The sequence below is a fragment of the Mycobacterium sp. NPDC004974 genome, assembly GCF_053600815.1.
Genome location: NZ_JBSGAQ010000006.1, coordinates 73,069 through 90,578 on the forward strand (window position 1 = coordinate 73,069; position 17,510 = coordinate 90,578).

At 65.9% G+C, this 17,510-nt stretch carries 16 protein-coding genes; 10 read left to right on the top strand and 6 right to left on the bottom strand.

Annotation, left to right across the window (positions count from 1 at the left end):
- Positions 1-11 precede the first annotated feature (11 nt).
- Genes ACWEFV_RS15880 through ACWEFV_RS15890 form a run of 3 tightly spaced genes read right to left on the bottom strand, consistent with a single transcriptional unit; the run spans position 12 to position 2,681 of the window.
- Positions 12-800 carry an ABC transporter ATP-binding protein gene (locus ACWEFV_RS15880; RefSeq protein ID WP_450070853.1) on the bottom strand — a complete coding sequence of 263 codons (789 nt, stop codon included), beginning with the start codon at positions 798-800 and terminating at the stop codon, positions 12-14.
- The gene (locus ACWEFV_RS15885) at positions 781-1,821 is read right to left on the bottom strand and encodes a taurine ABC transporter substrate-binding protein (RefSeq protein WP_450070854.1); all 1,041 of its coding nucleotides are present in this window, start codon (positions 1,819-1,821) and stop codon (positions 781-783) included. The genes ACWEFV_RS15880 and ACWEFV_RS15885 overlap by 20 nt, the downstream gene beginning before the upstream one ends.
- Positions 1,818-2,681 carry an ABC transporter permease gene (locus tag ACWEFV_RS15890; RefSeq protein WP_450070855.1) on the bottom strand — a complete coding sequence of 288 codons (864 nt, stop codon included), beginning with the start codon at positions 2,679-2,681 and terminating at the stop codon, positions 1,818-1,820. The genes ACWEFV_RS15885 and ACWEFV_RS15890 overlap by 4 nt, the downstream gene beginning before the upstream one ends.
- Before the next feature lie 188 nt (positions 2,682-2,869).
- Here ACWEFV_RS15890 and ACWEFV_RS15895 point away from each other — a divergent pair, with 188 nt between their 5' ends.
- The 3 genes from ACWEFV_RS15895 to ACWEFV_RS15905 are packed head-to-tail and all read left to right on the top strand — an operon-like array spanning position 2,870 to position 6,181.
- The gene (locus ACWEFV_RS15895) at positions 2,870-3,541 is read left to right on the top strand and encodes a TetR/AcrR family transcriptional regulator (RefSeq protein ID WP_450070856.1); all 672 of its coding nucleotides are present in this window, start codon (positions 2,870-2,872) and stop codon (positions 3,539-3,541) included.
- Entirely contained in the window at positions 3,538-4,395 is an 858-nt protein-coding gene (locus ACWEFV_RS15900; RefSeq protein WP_450070857.1) for a 3-hydroxyacyl-CoA dehydrogenase, read from the top strand. Before ACWEFV_RS15895 ends, ACWEFV_RS15900 begins: the two co-directional genes overlap by 4 nt.
- Positions 4,396-4,411: 16 nt before the next feature.
- Positions 4,412-6,181: an oleate hydratase gene (locus tag ACWEFV_RS15905; protein WP_450070858.1), complete on the top strand. Its 1,770-nt coding sequence runs from the start codon at positions 4,412-4,414 to the stop codon at positions 6,179-6,181.
- A gap of 13 nt (positions 6,182-6,194) precedes the next feature.
- Here the strand turns inward: ACWEFV_RS15905 and ACWEFV_RS15910 are convergent, their stop codons facing one another.
- Both ACWEFV_RS15910 and ACWEFV_RS15915 read right to left on the bottom strand, forming a co-directional pair.
- Positions 6,195-6,809 (bottom strand): DUF3159 domain-containing protein, encoded by a 615-nt coding sequence (locus tag ACWEFV_RS15910; protein WP_450070859.1) that lies wholly within the window; start codon positions 6,807-6,809, stop codon positions 6,195-6,197.
- Between the two features lie 56 nt (positions 6,810-6,865).
- Positions 6,866-8,179: a cytochrome P450 gene (locus ACWEFV_RS15915; protein WP_450070860.1), complete on the bottom strand. Its 1,314-nt coding sequence runs from the start codon at positions 8,177-8,179 to the stop codon at positions 6,866-6,868.
- A 123-nt stretch (positions 8,180-8,302) separates the two neighbouring features.
- On the opposite strand from ACWEFV_RS15915, the gene ACWEFV_RS15920 reads away from it, so the two are divergent.
- The 7 genes from ACWEFV_RS15920 (at position 8,303) to ACWEFV_RS15950 (ending at position 16,595) form a co-directional block, all read left to right on the top strand.
- Positions 8,303-8,965, top strand: a complete 663-nt coding sequence (locus ACWEFV_RS15920; RefSeq protein WP_450070861.1) for a helix-turn-helix domain-containing protein — start codon at positions 8,303-8,305, stop codon at positions 8,963-8,965.
- Positions 8,962-9,978 (top strand): magnesium transporter CorA family protein, encoded by a 1,017-nt coding sequence (locus tag ACWEFV_RS15925; RefSeq protein ID WP_450070862.1) that lies wholly within the window; start codon positions 8,962-8,964, stop codon positions 9,976-9,978. The genes ACWEFV_RS15920 and ACWEFV_RS15925 overlap by 4 nt, the downstream gene beginning before the upstream one ends.
- Positions 9,979-10,096: 118 nt before the next feature.
- Entirely contained in the window at positions 10,097-11,620 is a 1,524-nt protein-coding gene (locus ACWEFV_RS15930; RefSeq protein ID WP_450070863.1) for a Re/Si-specific NAD(P)(+) transhydrogenase subunit alpha, read from the top strand.
- Positions 11,621-11,655: 35 nt separating this feature from the next.
- A complete protein-coding gene (pntB, locus tag ACWEFV_RS15935) occupies positions 11,656-13,104 on the top strand; it encodes a Re/Si-specific NAD(P)(+) transhydrogenase subunit beta (protein WP_450070864.1) in 1,449 nt (482 codons plus the stop codon).
- A 124-nt stretch (positions 13,105-13,228) separates the two neighbouring features.
- Positions 13,229-13,612, top strand: coding sequence for a RidA family protein (locus ACWEFV_RS15940; RefSeq protein WP_450070865.1), 384 nt, complete (start codon positions 13,229-13,231; stop codon positions 13,610-13,612).
- A 152-nt stretch (positions 13,613-13,764) separates the two neighbouring features.
- Positions 13,765-15,399, top strand: coding sequence for an outer membrane protein assembly factor BamB family protein (locus tag ACWEFV_RS15945; protein WP_450070866.1), 1,635 nt, complete (start codon positions 13,765-13,767; stop codon positions 15,397-15,399).
- A gap of 56 nt (positions 15,400-15,455) precedes the next feature.
- Complete coding sequence (locus ACWEFV_RS15950; RefSeq protein ID WP_450070867.1) at positions 15,456-16,595, top strand: acyl-CoA dehydrogenase family protein; 1,140 nt, start codon at positions 15,456-15,458, stop codon at positions 16,593-16,595.
- Here ACWEFV_RS15950 and ACWEFV_RS15955 read toward each other — a convergent pair.
- On the bottom strand, positions 16,570-17,484 hold the full coding sequence (locus ACWEFV_RS15955; protein ID WP_450070868.1) for an alpha/beta fold hydrolase: 915 nt from the start codon (positions 17,482-17,484) through the stop codon (positions 16,570-16,572). The genes ACWEFV_RS15950 and ACWEFV_RS15955 overlap by 26 nt on opposite strands.
- Positions 17,485-17,510: the final 26 nt, after the last annotated feature.

Consider the following 17,510-nt stretch of genomic DNA (forward strand, 5'->3'; position numbering starts at 1 on the left):
GTTGCAAACGGTTAAGCGGCGGCGAGTTTGACCGCCTCGCTCACATCTGTCCGCAACTTGAGGTACTCCGGCGAGCGGCGCAGTTCGTGAGCGTCGACGCCGGTGCGCGGCAGTTCCACCGGTAGATCCAGGGCGATCTTCCCGGGCCGCCGGGTCAACACCACGATGCGGGAGCCCAGGAACGCGGCCTCGTCGGCGCTGTGCGTCACGAAAACCGTTGTGCGACCGGACTCCGCGCTCACCTGACGGACATCCTCCTGCAAGCGCTCGCGGGTCAGCGCATCCAGCGCCGCGAACGGCTCGTCCAACAGGAACAACGGGGTCTCGGCGGCCAGCGCCCGCGCGATCGCGACGCGCTGCTGTTGTCCGCCGCTGATCTCCCAGATCCTGCGCTTGGCGGTGCCTTCCAGGCCCACGCGCTCCAACAGTTCCTCGCGCCGCTCGGCGCGCCGCTCACGAGGCACGTTGGCGTACTTGAGGGCCAGGTCCACATTGCCGCCGACGGTGCGCCACGGGAACAGCCGCGGCTGCTGGAACACCACGCCCGAGGTGACCCCGGGCGTCGGACGGGAACCGGACACCTCGACCTCGCCCTCCGACGGGGTCTCGAAACCGGCGATCAGGCGCAGCAGTGTGCTCTTGCCGCACCCCGACGCCCCCACCAGGACCAGGAACGAGCCGGGCTCGACGTCGAGATCCACCGGGCCGAGCGCGGTCACCTCCTCCGAACCGCGCCCATAGCGGTGCGCGACGTTCTTGATCAACAGGGCACCGGAGGCATCACTGCTTGACGATGACATCCGGCAACCCCTTCGTGTAGATGGCATCTTTGAACGTCTGCAGCGGCGCCGCCGCGGGGATCTGCTTCTGATCGGCCAGGAACTGCGACGCGCTCTGCAGGTTGGCGGCGATGTTGCCCGGTGCGCCGTCACTACCCAGCCACTCGGGGGAGGCCACCTGGGCCGGGGTCAGGTAGACGCCCTGCTTGAGTTGTCCGGCAACATCTTCCGGACTCAGACCGACCTCGGCCGCGATCGCCTTGGCCGCGGCCTGCGGGTCGTTCTTGATGACGTTCAGCGCGCGCGCCTGCTGCTGGCGCCAGATGTCGACGACTTCCGGGTGAGCGATGGAGAACTCGTCGGACACGGCCGCCAGATCCAGCGTGGGCTTGCCGTCCTTGGCCAACTGCCGGCTGGTGATCAGATCCTTCCCGGTCTTGCGCAGCTGGTCCAGCGTGGGCAGCCAGCTGTAGGCCGCGGCGATGTCGCCCCGCTCCCAGGCCGCAAGGATGGCCTGCGGCTGCAGGTCGATCAGCTGAACATCACTGGGAGACAGCCCGTTCTGCGCCAGAGCGGCCAGCAGGCTGTAATGCGCGGTGGACGCGAACGGGGTGGCGACCCGCTTGCCCCGCAGGTCGGCGATCGAGTTGACGCCGGCGCCGTCACGGGCCACCAGAGCCTCGTTGTCACCGGCGACGTCGAGCACGAACGCCACCTTGTACGGAATGTTCAGCGGGGCCGACAATCCGCGGGCCACCGGGCTGGAGCCCAGCGCACCGAAATCCAGTTCCTTGGCGATGAACGCGGTGTTCACATCGGCACCGGAGTCGAACTTGGTCCACTTGATGTTGTAGTCGGGCAGCGCCTCTTCGAGCCACTTGTTGTTCTTGACGATCAGGTCCCCACTCGGAAAGGACTGGTAGCCAAGGCGAATGGTGGGCTTCTCGGAGCTTCCCCCGGAGTGGTCGACCGCGCAGGCCGAGAGCCCGAACGTCGCGGCGGCCACTGCCACCGACGCGGCGAACAGCGCCTTGATTCTCATATTTTTCCTCTCCAGGGAACAGCGCGCCGCTCCACGGCGCGCAAACCTCCGTCGATCACCAGGCCGGAGATCCCGATGGCGAAGATCCCCACCAGCACGACCGGTGTGTTGTTGTAATTGCTTGCGTCCTTGACCAATCCGCCGATTCCGGGGATGCCGTTGAACAGTTCGGCGGCCACCACCGACGAGTACGCCATGCCCACGGCCAGCCGGATTCCGGTGAACGTCTCCGGCAGCGCCGAGGGCACCACGACGTCGCGGATGACCTGCGCCCGGCTTGCCCCCAGGGCCCGGGCCGCCTCCTGCAGCCCGACGGGTGCGGCCACGACCGCCGCGGTGGTGGCCACCGCGGCCGGCGGCAGCGCGGCCAGCGCGAGCAGCGTGATCTTGGGCGCCTCGTCGATGCCGAGCCAGATCACGAGCAGGAAGAAGTAGGCCAGCGGCGGCAGGGCGCGCAGGAACGTCAGCCAGGGTTCGAGCACGCTGCGCAGCCAGCCGACCGAGCCCATCAGCAGACCGAGCGCGACGCCGACGACCACGCCGATGACGACACCGGCCAGCACGCGGCGCAGCGTCATGTACAGGTGCTCGTAGAGCAGATACCCCGCGTAGCCGCGGGCCCCGTCATGCGTGGTGGAGACGTCGATGAACGCGCGCCAGACCGTCGACGGATAGGGCACGAATGTCTGATTCCAGATGCCCGCCCAGGCGACGGCCTGCCACACCGCGAAGAACACCACGACCGACAGCAGCGGCAGCGCGGACCTGGTCAGCAGGGTGCGCCAGCGGTTCGACGGCGCAACGGGACGTGGCGGGCCGGCTTCGGCCTCGCCGGGGACGATATCGACGAACACAGACACTGTGGGGCAGCTTTCTGTTGCTGAAGGCAGGGGTGGCGATTGGCTTCAGCAACAACAGCAACCAGGCAGCATTCCGTTCACCCGGGTATTGCTACCGGCGAGCGCGTCCGCGGTGAAGGTCTGAAATCGAGATGAGTTTATTAGCCACCCGGGTTGACACGGCGCGCGACTAATGAGTACGTTCATTAATGAGCGCACTCATTAGTGAGGTGATCATGACCGGCCGTCGGACGCGCAACATGCACGACAAACAGCAGCGGATCTTCGCCGCGGCGAGCACACTCTTCGAAGCACACGGATTCGAGGCCGTCACCGTGGCCCAGATCGCCGACGCCGCCGACGTCGCCGCGGGCACCTTGTTCAGGTACGCGTCATCGAAAGCCGAACTCCTGCTGATGGTCTACAACGACCAGTTCCGGCAGGCGATCGAGACCGGCATGCGCGACGCGGCCGACATCGACGATCCGAGCGCAGCCGTGTTCGCGATGGTGGCGCCCGTCATCACCGAAGCCGCACGTCAGCCGGACAACGCGACGGCATACCAACGCGAATTACTGTTCGGCTCCCCCACCGAGCGTTTCCGCGCCGAAGGCCTCGCACACGTCAAGAGGCTCGAAGACGCGATCGCCGCCCGCCTGACGCACTGTCGTGCAGCGGATCCCGACACCGACAGCGAGTTGCAGGCCAACGCCGACCGCGCCGCCAGAAGCGTCTTCGCGGCCCTGCATCTGTTGGTGGTCCAGCCGTCGACCGGCGTGAAGTGGGGCGCCGACGGTGCTCACGAACTGCTCCAGCAGATCAACCAGATCGTGCTGGGGTTCCTGGCATCCACAACACCACGAGAAGGAGAAACATCGTGACCGACTCGATCAAGACGGTGACCGTGCTCGGAACCGGAGTGCTCGGTTCCCAGATCGCGTTCCAGTCCGCGTTCAAGGGCTTCACCGTCACGACGTACGACATCAACGACAAGGTTCTCGAGACGGCCAAGGACCGCTTCGAGAAGCTGGCCGAAACCTACGCCAACGAGGTACCCGATGCCCGTGACGGCAAGGCCCAGGATGCGTTGAGCCGGCTCACGCTGACCTCCGATCTGGCCGCGGCCGTGGCTGACGCCGATCTGGTCATCGAGGCGATTCCCGAGATCCTCGATCTCAAGCGGGAGACCTACCAGAAGCTCGGTGAACTCGCGCCGGCCAAGACGATCTTCGCCACCAATTCCTCGACACTGCTGCCCAGTGACCTCAAGGACTCCACCGGGAGGCCCGACAAGTTTCTGGCGCTGCACTTCGCAAACCGCGTGTGGCAGTTCAACACCGCCGAGATCATGGGGACCACCGACACCGACCCGGCTGTGTTCGCCGCGGTGGTCGAGTTCGCCAAGGCCATCGGCATGGTGCCCATCGAACTGCACAAGGAGAAGGCCGGCTACGTACTCAACTCACTCCTGGTGCCGTTCCTCAACGCGGCCGCCGAGCTCGCCGCCGGCGGCTACGCCGATCCGAGCGCGGTCGACGACACCTGGCGGATCGCCACCGGCGCACCCGTCGGCCCGTTCCAGATCTACGACATCATCGGCCTGACCACGCCCTACAACATCATGGTCAACGGGGACGCCGAAGCGCAGAAGCTCGCGGCCTGGCTCAAAGAGAACTACATCGACAAAGGCAAGTTGGGTCTCGCCACCGGCGAGGGCTTCTACAAGTACAACTGAGGAGAAAGTGGGCGAGATGTATTACAGCAGTGGCAATTACGAAGCATTTGCACGTCCCCGCAAACCCGAGGGCGTAGAAGACAAGACGGCCTGGTTGGTCGGAGCCGGCCTGGCGTCGATGTCGTCGGCGGTGTTCATGATCCGTGACGGTCAGCTCCCGGGCAACAAGATCACCGTCCTGGAGCGATTGGCGCTGCCCGGCGGCGCCCTCGACGGGATCAAGGAACCCGAGAAGGGCTTCGTGATCCGCGGTGGCCGCGAGATGGAAGACCACATGGAATGTCTGTGGGACCTGTTCCGGACCATCCCCTCGCTCGAGATCGAGGGAGCCAGCGTGCTCGACGAGTTCTACTGGCTCAACAAGGACGATCCCAATTCCAGCCTGTGCCGGGCCACCGAGAACCGCGGCCAGGACGCCCACACCGACAACAAATTCGCCCTCAACGCCAAGGCGCAGAAGGACATCGTCAAGGTGTTCCTCGCGACGCGCGAAGAGATGGAGAACAAGCGCATCAACGAGGTCTTCGGTAAAGACTTCCTGGAGAGCAACTTCTGGCTGTACTGGCGCACGATGTTCGCGTTCGAGGAGTGGCACAGCGCGCTGGAGATGAAGCTCTACATCCACCGGTTCATCCACCACATCAAGGGTCTGCCCGACCTGTCGGCGCTGAAGTTCACCAAGTACAACCAGTACGAGTCGCTCGTGCTGCCGATGCACAAGTGGCTCCTGGATCAGGGGGTGACCTTCCACTTCGATACCGAGGTCACCGACATCGACTTCGACATCACCCCGGACCGCAAGCAGGCCACCAGGATTCACTGGATCAAGGACGGTCAGCCGGGCGGGGTCGACCTCGGCCCGGACGACCTGGTGCTGACCACCATCGGCTCGCTGACCGAGAACTCCGACAACGGTGATCACCACACCCCGGCCAAGCTCAACACCGGGCCCGCGCCGGCCTGGGACCTGTGGCGCCGCATCGCCGCCAAGGACCCGTCGTTCGGACGTCCCGACGTGTTCGGCAGCCACATCCCGGAAACCAAGTGGGAATCGGCCACCGTCACCACGCTCGACCCTCGCATCCCCGAGTACATCCAGAAGATCTGCAAGCGGGATCCGTTCGCCGGCAAGGTGGTTACCGGTGGCATCGTCACCGCCCGCGACTCCAAGTGGCTGATGAGCTGGACGGTCAACCGCCAGCCACACTTCAAGAAACAGCCCAAAGACCAGATCGTGGCGTGGGTCTACGCACTGTTCGTCGACACCCCGGGCGACTACGTCAAGAAGCCGATGAGTGAGTGCACCGGCGAGGAGATAACCCAGGAATGGCTGTACCACCTCGGTGTGCCGGAAGCCGACATTCCCGAACTGGCCGCCACCGGCGCCAAGACGGTGCCGTCGATGATGCCCTACGTGACGGCGTTCTTCATGCCACGCCAGGCCGGCGACCGCCCGGCTGTCGTCCCGCAAGACGCGGTGAACTTCGCCTTCATCGGCCAGTTCGCCGAGACCACTCGGGACTGCATCTTCACCACCGAGTACTCGGTGCGCACCGGCATGGAGGCCGCCTACCAGCTGCTAGGTGTCGAGCGCGGGGTACCGGAGGTGTTCAACTCCACCTACGACGTCCGCAAGCTGATCTCCGGAACGGTGCATCTGCGCGACGGCAAGGAGGTGGATCTGCCCATCCCAGAGATCATTCGCAAACGGGTGATCGGCAAGGTCACCGACAACGAGGTGGGTGAGCTCCTGGCCGAATACGGGTTGATTCCCGGCAACGGCTGACGATGGACACCGGTCAGGTCGCCGAGCGCGACAGCGCCCGGATCGCGTAGCGGGCGCTGAGCAGAACCAGTGTGGTGGTGACGACGAACAACGGCCAGCCCATGGCCAGGCGTGCCACCGCGAGCAGTCCGTCCTGACCGGTGTCGTAGAGGTAGTTCTGCACCAGGAACCGCGACCAGGACACCGCCGCCAGGACCGCGGTGACGATGTTGAACACCAGCCGCACCCCGGGGACCTGGCGCCAGGTGCTGTCGCGGCCGGTGGCCCAGGCCCAGATCACCCCGACGAGCGGGCGCCTGACGAGGATCGAGGCGGTCATCACGATGGCCGAGGCCAAGGACATCCAGATACCGGGCAGGTAGAAGTCTTTGGCCTGGCCGGTCACCAGGGCCAGCAGCCCGCAACCCGCAACACCGACGAATCCCCACAGCGCGGGCCTGACGGATTCGCGGCGCAACAGTTGCCAGCCGAACACGACGGCCGCCGTCACCAGAGCGGCGATGATCGCCGCGACGCGCCCCGACAACGCCGAGACCGTCGCGTACACCGTCACCGGCAGCGCCGAATAGACCATGCCGCTGACACCGCCGACGCGCGCCATCAGTCCGTCGAGTGGGGAATCCGTCATGGGGAGTGTGGGCCTCGCGTTCAAGATCTGGCAGGTCCCCACCGAGAGTACCGAGCTCAGCAGACCAGGCCGGCCGCCTCAGTCCGCCGGGTCCCCAGCATGGCCGGCAGCGTCACATAGCCGTGCAGATTGACCAGCCCACGCAGGCGGGGAGTCTCGGTCAGCCGCAGGTCGGGATACGCCTCGAACAGCGCCCGCAGTGCGGTGGCACCCTCGATGCGGGCCAACGCCGCGCCGAGGCAGGCGTGGATACCCGAGGCGAAGGCCAGGTGTTCGCGGGCGTTGGGGCGGGTGATGTCGAAGCGTGCCGGCTCACTGAACACCCGCGGATCGCGGTTGGCACCACCCAACAGCACCACAACCACGGTTCCGGCCCGCAGCCGCTGCCCGGCGATCTCGACGTCGCACTTCGCAGTGCGCGCAGTCATCTGAACCGGGCTTTCGATGCGCAGGATCTCTTCCACCGCGGTGGGCCACAGGTCCGGGTCGTCGCGTAGCAGAGCGAACTGGTCGGGGTGCTGCTGCAACAGCACGATCCCGTTGCCGATGAGGTTGACGGTGGTTTCGAATCCGGCACCGATGAGAAGCGCTGCGTTGGCGGCGAGTTCGTGGTCGTTCAGCGTGTGGTCGGCGGCCATTTTGGTGAACGGGTTGTCCTCCGCCGTTCCAGCCCGGACCCGGTCGAAATGGCCGGCGAGGAAGCTGTCGAGACCACGCAGCCCGTCGAGGCCGCGCCGGTAGGTCCGCCAGGGGATCCCGATATCTAGCAGTGGCGACCCGTCGTGACCCCACTCGAGCAGTTTCGCATGGTTTTCGCCGGACAGGCCCAGGATCTCGGCGATCATGGCGACCGGAAGAGCGGCAGCGAAATCGGCGATCAGATCGGGTCGAGGCGTGCCTGCCAGCCGGTCGACGAGTTCCGTGGTCACCTCGGCCACGCGGTCGTCGAGCTTGTCGATCGCGCGTGGCGTGAAGCTCCGAGCCACCAGCTGCCGGTACCGCGTGTGGTCCGGCGGGTCGACGATGACCATCGCCGGCGGCTCGACAGGATTGGCCACCTTCGGATCGGTCCGGTCCAAGAGCTGCTGGACCGGTTTCGGCATCCCCATTCCGGTGGGCGGGGTGACACCGAACCGCTTGTCCCGCAGGATCTGCCGGCTGACGGCGTGATCGACGGTCACCCAGACAAATGGCGTCTTCACCAGGGGCCCGCGGCGCCTGATCTCCTCCATCAGCGGATAGGAGTCGATGCCCTTGCCGTGGCTGGAGATGAGCGCGCCCATCGGATTGCCCACCCGGGCCTGAAACGACATGAACGTCTTCGGCACGGCGTGCAGCGCCAGCCAACGGGTCCACAATCCGATGCTCATGAACTCCCTCTCTTCGACTCGGACAACTATGATGAGACGTGTGAGACATAGATATGTTTATTGTCTCGCCAGTCTCGTTGGTTACGCTACAGCCGTCGGGACGCACGAGCAAGGAGGGATTCCGTGACTTCCACGCGAACGGCGGACTTCGTGCGACGCCTCGCCGAACCGGATCCCGCGGTGCTGGCCCGCGTGCGCGAGCCCGACCCGATCAGCACCCGAATCTTGTCCGCAACGCTCGAACAAGCCGAACTCGTCGGAATCCGGCGCACCACGATGGAGGATGTGGCCCGCCGCAGCGGTGTCGGCCGTGCCACGCTCTACCGGCGGTTTCCCACCAAAGACGCCCTCATCGATGCCCTCGTGCTGTCCGAGGCGCGCCGCTACCTCGAGGGCAGCGCGCAGGCCCGGGCCCACGCCGAAACCCTGGAAGACCGCATGGTCTACGGCACCGTCTTCACGGTGACCTTCCTGCGGGACCACGCCCTGCTCAAGAAGCTCCTGCGCACCGAACCCGAGACGATCCTGCCCAGCCTCACCCTCGATGCCGGGGCCATCATCGATTTCGCCACCGAGCACTCGGCCGCACAGTTGCGCACCGACCTGTACGGGACGTCCGAAACCACCCCGGCACAGGAACGCCACATCCGTACCGTCGCGGAGTTGCACACCCGACTTACGTTGTCGTTCATCGTCACTCCGCACACCGGCATCAAACTGACCAGCCTGGAAGACACCCGCGACTACGTGCGCACCTACCTGCTGCCGATGGTGACCGCGTCGTGAGGCAGGTGCAGGGACGGGTCTGGCGCGCCGGACAGCCGGTCGACGACGGCTTCAAGTTCTCGGACATCTCGGAGTGCCTGACCGACGAGGACACCCTGCTGTGGGCCGACATCTACGACCCCGATCACGAGGCACTTCGTGAACTGGCCACCGAGCTCGGGCTCAACATGTGGGCGGTCGAGGACGCCGTCGCACCCAAGGAACGCACGAAAACGTCTGTGTACCAGACCCATACGTTTTTCACGGTGTACGCGGTCGACACCCGGGAGCCGGAGGCGGACGCGGCGCCCGACACATCGCTGTTGGTCAAACATCGCATCTCGGCATTCGTCCTGCCGCGCGGCCTGATCACCGTCCGGCTGCCCAGCTTCAACGGTGAGACCACCGAGTTCGACATCAGCAAGGTGTCGCGGCGCTTCGACGACCTCGGCGGCCAGCGGTACGGCGTCGGGTCGCTGGTCCACGCGCTGCTCGACGTCGTGGTCGACGGGCACTTCGAGGCCGTCGAGGCGCTCGACGATGCCATCGAAGGGCTTGAGGACGAGTTGTTCGCCGACGGCGGTCCGCGTCACGGCCTGCAACGGCGCACGTTCCAGCTGCGCAAGGATCTCGTCGAACTACGCCGGGTGGTGCTGCCCATGCGCGAGGTGGTCAGCACGATCCAGCACCGCAGGCTCGACTCGTCAACGGAACCCGCGCTCGATCCACTTTATGCCGACCTCTACGACCATGTGCTCCGGGCTTCGGAGTGGACCGAATCCCTGCGCGACATGGTCACCACGGTGTTCGAGACCAACCTGTCCCTGCAGGACGCGCGGCTCAACACGGTGATGAAGAAACTCAGCGGCTGGGCCGCCATCATCGCGGTACCGACGGCCATCACGGGGTTCTACGGCCAGAACGTCATATACCCGGGAATCAACACCGTCGTCGGCTTCATCGCCAGCAGCATTTTGATTGTTGCGTTGGTCATCCTGTTGTATGTGATGTTCAAACGCCGGGACTGGCTGTAACCCGAGCTGGGCCTTTGATCACATCCCCCAAAAGGGGCATGGGCGTTATCTGAACACAAATGCGACACTCTTCCAGGCTGAACGAAGAGGCCTACCAGAAAGAAACGGAGCGGAGTCGATGCTCATCGGGATCCCGCGCGAGTCCCTACCAGGGGAAACGCGCGTCGCCGCCACGCCGCAGACTGTCGGACAGATTATCAAGCTCGGGTACGAGGTAGTCGTAGAAAGCGACGCCGGTGCTGCCTCGAGCTTCTCCGACGCCGCCTACGTAGAGGCCGGTGCCGAGATCGGCACGCCGTGGGACGCCGACGTGGTGCTCAAGGTCAACGCGCCCGATGATGCCGAGATCGGCAAGCTGCGCGATGGAGCGACGCTGGTGAGCTTGATCTCACCCGGGCTCAAGCCCGAGCTCGTCGAGAAGCTGTCCACTCGGCCCATCACGGTGCTGGCCATGGACGCGGTGCCGCGTATCTCGCGGGCCCAGTCCCTGGACGTGCTGTCCTCGATGGCCAACATCGCCGGCTACCGCGCCGTGGTCGAGGCCGCCCATAGCTTCGGCCGGTTCTTCACCGGCCAGGTGACCGCGGCGGGCAAGGTGCCCCCGGCCAAGGTGCTCGTGGTGGGTGCCGGTGTCGCCGGCCTGGCCGCGATCGGTGCCGCAGGCAGCCTGGGCGCCATCGTGCGGGCCACCGACCCGCGCCCCGAGGTCGCCGATCAGGTCGCCTCGCTGGGCGGCGAGTACCTGTCCGTCGCGAACGAGCAGGCCGAAGTCTCCGCCACCGGCTACGCCAAAGAGATGGACGACGACTACAAGGCCCGCGAGGCGCAGCTGTACGCCGAGCAGTGCAAGGACGTCGACATCATCGTCACGACCGCGCTGATCCCGGGTAGGCCCGCGCCGCGCATCATCACCGCCGAGATGGTCGCCTCGATGAAGTCGGGCAGCGTCATCGTCGACATGGCCGCGGCCAACGGCGGCAACGTCGAGGGCACCGTCAAGGACCAGGCGATCGTCACCGACAACGGCGTGACGATCATCGGCTACACCGATCTGGCCGGCCGCCTGCCCGCCCAGGCCTCCCAGCTGTACGGCACCAACCTGGTCAACCTGCTCAAGCTGCTGACCCCGGAGAAGGACGGCAAGGTCGTCCTCGACTGGGACGACGTGGTGCAGCGCTCGATGACCGTGGTGCGCGACGGCGAGACCACCTGGCCCCCGCCGCCCGTGCAGGTCTCCGCCGCGCCGGCCGCGCAACCCGCCGCCGCTCCGGTGGTCAAGCCGGAGAAGCGGCCGATGTCGACCGGGCGCAGGCTCGGCGTCACCTTCGCCGCGGCGGCCGCCGTGTTCGCCCTGATCGCGGCCTCGCCGGCAGCGCTTCAGGTCCACCTGACGGTGTTCGCGCTGGCGATCGTGATCGGCTACTACGTCATCGGCAACGTGCACCACGCGCTGCACACCCCGCTGATGTCGGTGACCAACGCGATCTCCGGAATCATCGTGGTGGGCGCCCTGCTGCAGATTGGGCATCACAACACCCCGATCACCGCCCTGGCTGGCGTCGCGATTCTGCTCGCCAGCATCAACGTCTTCGGTGGCTTCGCGGTGACCCGCCGCATGCTGGCCATGTTCTCCCGCAGCTAGAGCCTGCGAACCTCAGAAACCTTTGGAACGGATTCATGTTCAACGCAGAAACCATCACCAACGTGGCGAACGCGGCCTACGTCGTCGCCGCCCTGCTGTTCATCCTCGCTCTGGCCGGCCTCTCCAAGCATGAGACGTCGCGGGCCGGAAACACCTTCGGAATGGTCGGCATGGCGGTCGCCCTGATCGCCACCATCGCGCTGGCCTGGAACCGCGAGATCGAGCCACTGGGCCTGGCCCTGCTGGTCGGCGCGATGCTCGTCGGCGCCGCGATCGGCCTGTGGCGAGCCAAGGTCGTCGAGATGACCGGCATGCCCGAACTGATCGCGCTGCTGCACAGCTTCGTCGGTCTGGCCGCCGTCCTGGTCGGCTGGAACGGCTACCTGCACGTCGAGAACGACCTCGGCGGCAACGAAGCCGTGAAGCTCGTCGGCGAGAAGATGCTCGGCATCCACTCGGCCGAGGTGTTCATCGGTGTCTTCATCGGTGCCGTCACCTTCACCGGTTCGATCGTGGCCAACCTCAAGCTGTCGGCCCGCATGAAGTCCGCGCCGCTGATGCTGCCGGGCAAGAACTTCCTCAACGTCGGTTCGCTCGTGCTGTTCGTCGCACTGACCGTGTGGTTCGTCATCTCCCCGAACCTGTGGCTGCTGGTCGCCGTCACCGTCCTCGCGCTGCTGCTGGGCTGGCACCTGGTGGCCTCGATCGGCGGCGGCGACATGCCCGTCGTGGTCTCGATGCTCAACAGCTACTCCGGTTGGGCCGCGGCCGCCTCCGGCTTCCTGCTGTCCAACGATCTGCTGATCATCACCGGCGCCCTCGTCGGCTCCTCCGGTGCGTACCTGTCCTACATCATGTGCAAGGCGATGAACCGGTCGTTCATCTCCGTGATCGCCGGCGGCTTCGGCATCGAGGCCGGGCCCGCCGAGGACAAGGACTACGGCGAGCACCGCGAGATCAACGCCGAGGGTGCGGCCGACCTGCTGGCCCAAGCAGACTCGGTCATCATCACGCCCGGCTACGGCATGGCGGTGGCCCAGGCCCAGTACGGTGTCGCCGACCTGACCCGCAAGCTGCGTGAGCGCGGCGTCAACGTCCGCTTCGGCATCCACCCGGTCGCCGGCCGCCTGCCCGGTCACATGAACGTGCTGCTGGCCGAGGCCAAGGTGCCCTACGACATCGTGCTCGAGATGGACGAGATCAACGACGACTTCGACGGCACCTCCGTCGTGCTCGTGATCGGCGCCAACGACACGGTGAACCCGGCCGCGGCCGAGGATCCGAGCAGCCCGATCGCCGGCATGCCGGTGCTCACGGTGTGGAACGCCGACCACGTCATCGTGTTCAAGCGGTCCATGGCCTCGGGCTACGCCGGTGTGCAGAACCCGCTGTTCTTCCGGGACAACACCCAGATGCTGTTCGGCGACGCCCGCGATCGCGTGAACGACATCCTCGCGGCGCTGCCCGTGGCGGAGCACGTCTAGTTTCTTCCGCCGGATTTCTCCGGCGAGCAGACACAAAACTGCCCCTTTTCCTCGGAGAAGGGGCAGTTTTGTGTCTGCTCGCGGGACAAGGTGCGGCTAAGCTGCGCTGAACCAGGAGCCAAGCATGAAAATAGTTGTCCCGCAGTGGATGCAGCCGATGTGCGACGCCCACCACTTCGCGCCCGCGGTCATCGACGGCGATCACGTGCGCTGTTCGGGGATGATCGGGATCCACCCCGACATGAGCGTTGCCGAGGAGCCCCGGGCACAGTTCACCCAGGCCTTCGAGAACCTGCGCGGGCTGCTCGCCGAGGCCGGGCTGACCTTCGCCGACGTCACCGACATCACCAGCTACCACGTCGGCCTGCAACAACACGTGCAGGTATTCGGCGAGGTCAAAGACGAGTTCGTGCCCGCGCCGTACCCGGCCTGGACCGCGGTCGGCGTCACCGAGCTGGCCGTGCCGGGTGCGCTGGTCGAGATTCAGATCATCGCGCGGATGCGCTGACCGCCTCCCGCCCTCGGCAATGTCCCTCGGGGGGCACTGTGTCGAACGTGCGCACCACCGACTTCTTCTCCCGCAAATTGGGTCGCGGGCCCGCGATCACCCTCTTATAGGGTGATTGAGATTGCTGGCCTGGTGATTGATGGAGGGGTTCAATGACCTACCCGCCCGCGGGATTTCCGCCGCCGTCCGGACCGTTTTCGGCCCCGGACCCGTTCCAGGGAATGCCTACGCCGGCGAACCCCGACCCGTTCCAGCACGCAGGCCTGCCACCGTCGGCCCCCAGTCCGTTCGGGGCAGGTGGCTGGCAGCCTCCGGTGATTCAGGCGGGATACGGGCAGGGCGCTCCCACGCCGGAGCCGCCGCGCCGCAACAAGCGGTGGCTGGTGATCACAGTGGTGGCTGCCGTGGTCGTCACGGCAGTGGGCACCGGAGCGTTGCTGTGGCATCTGAATACCCGTGACGCAACCAGCCCGGCCACGGCGTCGCCGCTGCCGACGTCCGTGCCGCCGTTGGGTGCACTGCGACCACCACGCGATCAACTGGTGCCCTCGCTCGAACAGCCACTCGACAAACCACGCTGGAACTATCGCCCGGACAGCGTCTCCAACCACATTTTGGGCGGCGATGCCTACACCCTCGTGGTCAGTGTTGACAACCAACAAGGCCGAGGTGTGCTCGCAGTAGATGCCGGGAATGGCCAGCCGCGCTGGCCGAAGCCGGTGATGCCGGCCAGCCTGGCGGGCAGCAGCCTCAACTACATGTTCTCGAAATGCGTGATTGACCGGGCGGCCACGACCATCGGGTGTGCCTTCAGTGACGGTGTCCAATCCACTGACACAGGCATTGGGCTCGTGTTTTTCGACACAGCAACGGGCGCCGAGAAGAACAGCACGAAGGTGCCCGGGACCTACTGGGGAGAGATCCGAGGTATGTACAGCGCCGGCGACGGGTTCGTCGTCGTGCTCGAAGATGAGGTGGTGGGCTACCGAGCGGACGGCTCGGTGGGTTGGCGTACCCCCGACAAGCAAGTGGATCCGAGGTCGACCGGTCACCAGAATGTGGCAGTTTACGGCGATCAGGGCATCGTCGTAGCCCTGGACGGCCGAGTTCTCGATGCCAACACCGGAAACCCCATCCTCCAGGGTGCGAGCGCACTCGGAAGCGCTGCTTTCGCATCGGGGTTTGCGTTGTCAGACGGACAGACGTTCGATTTCTATGATTTCGGGGGTACCAAGACCGCATCCGTTCCGAGTGAGGGCTTCACGTTTGTCGAAGGGTTCGGAACCAACGGTCACCGCTGGTCGGTCGGCATGAATCTGCAAACCTCCGGATCATCGGGCCTCTACTACCCATTGGCCTACAACGAGGCCAGCGGCGACCTGCGTGCCTTCGACCCGGCATCCGGCCGCGCCTTGTGGACCCGGCACGTTGGTCAGAACGGAACCCGCAGCATCGCGGCATACGGCAACGGAACCACGTGTTTCATCATCCTGCGTGATGACAGTGTCGTGCGTGTGAAGGTCCAGACGTGTGAGACCGACAGTGACAACCCGTTTGTGGAGGCACCGACGGAGCTCAGCATGGGCACGTACTTCAAGTTCCTCGGGTCCGACGGTCAACGCATGCTGTTCGGCACCTACACCGAACACAACGACGAAGTTGTGGCGATTGACGGGACAACGGGGCAAGAGGTGTGGCGGAAGTCCGGCGTTTCCAACTTGGCGCTGTCATTGTGGGCAGGCAGCGGACTGTTCTCCACATACGACGGGATTTTCCGCTGGCTTTGACCGGACCGAATCCGGGTTCGTCGCCCCGGCTCGCGGAGAAACTAGGATGTGCAACTATGCCGGTTGACCGCCTCCTGCCCACTGACGAAGCTCGTGAGCTCATCGCACTGACCCGCGATGTCGCTGACAAGGTGCTCGATCCGATCGTCGACGAGCACGAGAAAGCCGAGACCTACCCCGAGGGCGTCTTCGCCCAACTCGGCGCGGCGGGGCTGCTGAGCCTGCCCCAGCCCGAGCAGTGGGGTGGTGGAGGCCAGCCGTACGAGGTCTACCTGCAGGTCCTCGAGGAGATCGCCGCGCGCTGGGCCGCCGTCGGCGTCGCGGTCAGCGTGCACAGCCTGTCCTCGCACCCGCTGCTGGCCTACGGCAGCGAGGAGCAGAAGAAGCGCTGGCTACCCGGCATGCTCTCCGGCGAGCAGATCGGTGCCTACAGCCTGTCCGAACCGCAGGCCGGCTCCGACGCCGCCGCATTGAGCTGTAAGGCCACCCGGGACGGCGACGCCTACGTACTCAACGGCTCCAAGGCGTGGATCACCCACGGCGGGAAGGCCGATTTCTACACCCTGTTCGCCCGCACCGGTGAGGGCAGCAAGGGCATCTCCTGCTTCCTGGTCCCCGCCGATCTCGAGGGGCTGAGCTTCGGCAAACCCGAGGAGAAGATGGGTCTGCACGCGGTGCCCACCACCTCGGCGTTCTACGACAATGCCCGCATCGACGCCGACCGGCTGATCGGGGAAGAGGGACAAGGTCTTTCGATCGCCTTCTCCGCGCTGGACTCCGGCCGGCTCGGCATCGCCGCCGTCGCGGTCGGTATCGCCCAGGCCGCCCTGGACGAGGCCGTCCGGTACGCCAATGAGCGAACCACCTTCGGCCGCAAGATCATCGACCACCAGGGCCTCGGGTTCCTGCTGGCCGACATGGCAGCCGCAGTGGTCAGCGCGCGGGCCACCTATCTGGATGCGGCGCGGCGTCGCGACCTCGGATTGCCCTACTCCACCCAGGCCAGCGTCGCCAAGCTGATCGCCACCGACGCCGCCATGAAGGTCACCACCGATGCCGTGCAGGTGTTCGGCGGTGTCGGCTACACCCGCGATTTCCGGGTCGAGCGGTACATGCGCGAAGCCAAGATCACCCAGATCTTCGAGGGCACCAACCAGATTCAGCGCCTGGTCATCTCGCGGGGACTGGGCTCTTGAGGAACTCCGTCACCGTAGCCAGGAACTGATCTGGCTGTTCGACCATCGGACTGTGTCCGGAACCTTTGATCACCACCGGCGTCAGCCCGGCCGCGGTGTAACGCTCAACATTGGGTGCCGTCGGGGTCAGCACGTCCTGGTCGCCCCACAGCACCAGCACCGGCTTGTGCAGTGCGGCAAGCGTTTCCACCACCGGGTGCGGTCCCTCGGTGGAGTCGCACACCCCGGCGTAGGTGAGGCGCTTCAACGAGCGGTACGCGAAGTCCGGCACCGGGTAGTCCGCGGCGAATCCGGTCTGCAGGGAGCTCTCGGTGATGGCATCGACTGTCCGGAACCGGTCCAGCGCCGGGCCGATCACCGGCCAGCACACCATCTTTCCGAGCAGCGGCATGGCGACCAGATCGTCAGCCGCAGGGGTATCGGACACCACCACGCGCTCCACCTGATCCGGATACTGCCGGGCCAGTTCGGCCGAAACCGCGCCACCCATCGAATGCCCGATCAGCACCGCATGCTGGACGCCGAGCTGCACCAGCGCATTGTGAACCGCCTTGGCCTGCTCGGCCGAGCGATACGCAGTGGCGGCGCTGGGTGCCTCCGAGCCGCCATGGCCGACCAGATCGATGGCGATCACCCGCTGATCGCGGGCCAATTGCGGGGCCACCCGTTCCCACCACTCGATGGAAGCCGAATACCCGTGCAGCAACACCACCGCGCGCTCCCCCGGTGGCCCGTACTCCCGCACGTTGAGATCGGGGCCGTCGAGCTCCAGCACATGTCCGCCGGCGAAAGGCTCGGCCTGGCGATGCGTTCTGGTCACGACCAGTTCGTTCAGCAGCAACGCCACCACGGCCAGCACGAGCACGCCCACGGCGATGCGCAATTTCATGCTCCGCACGCTAATGCCGAGGCGCC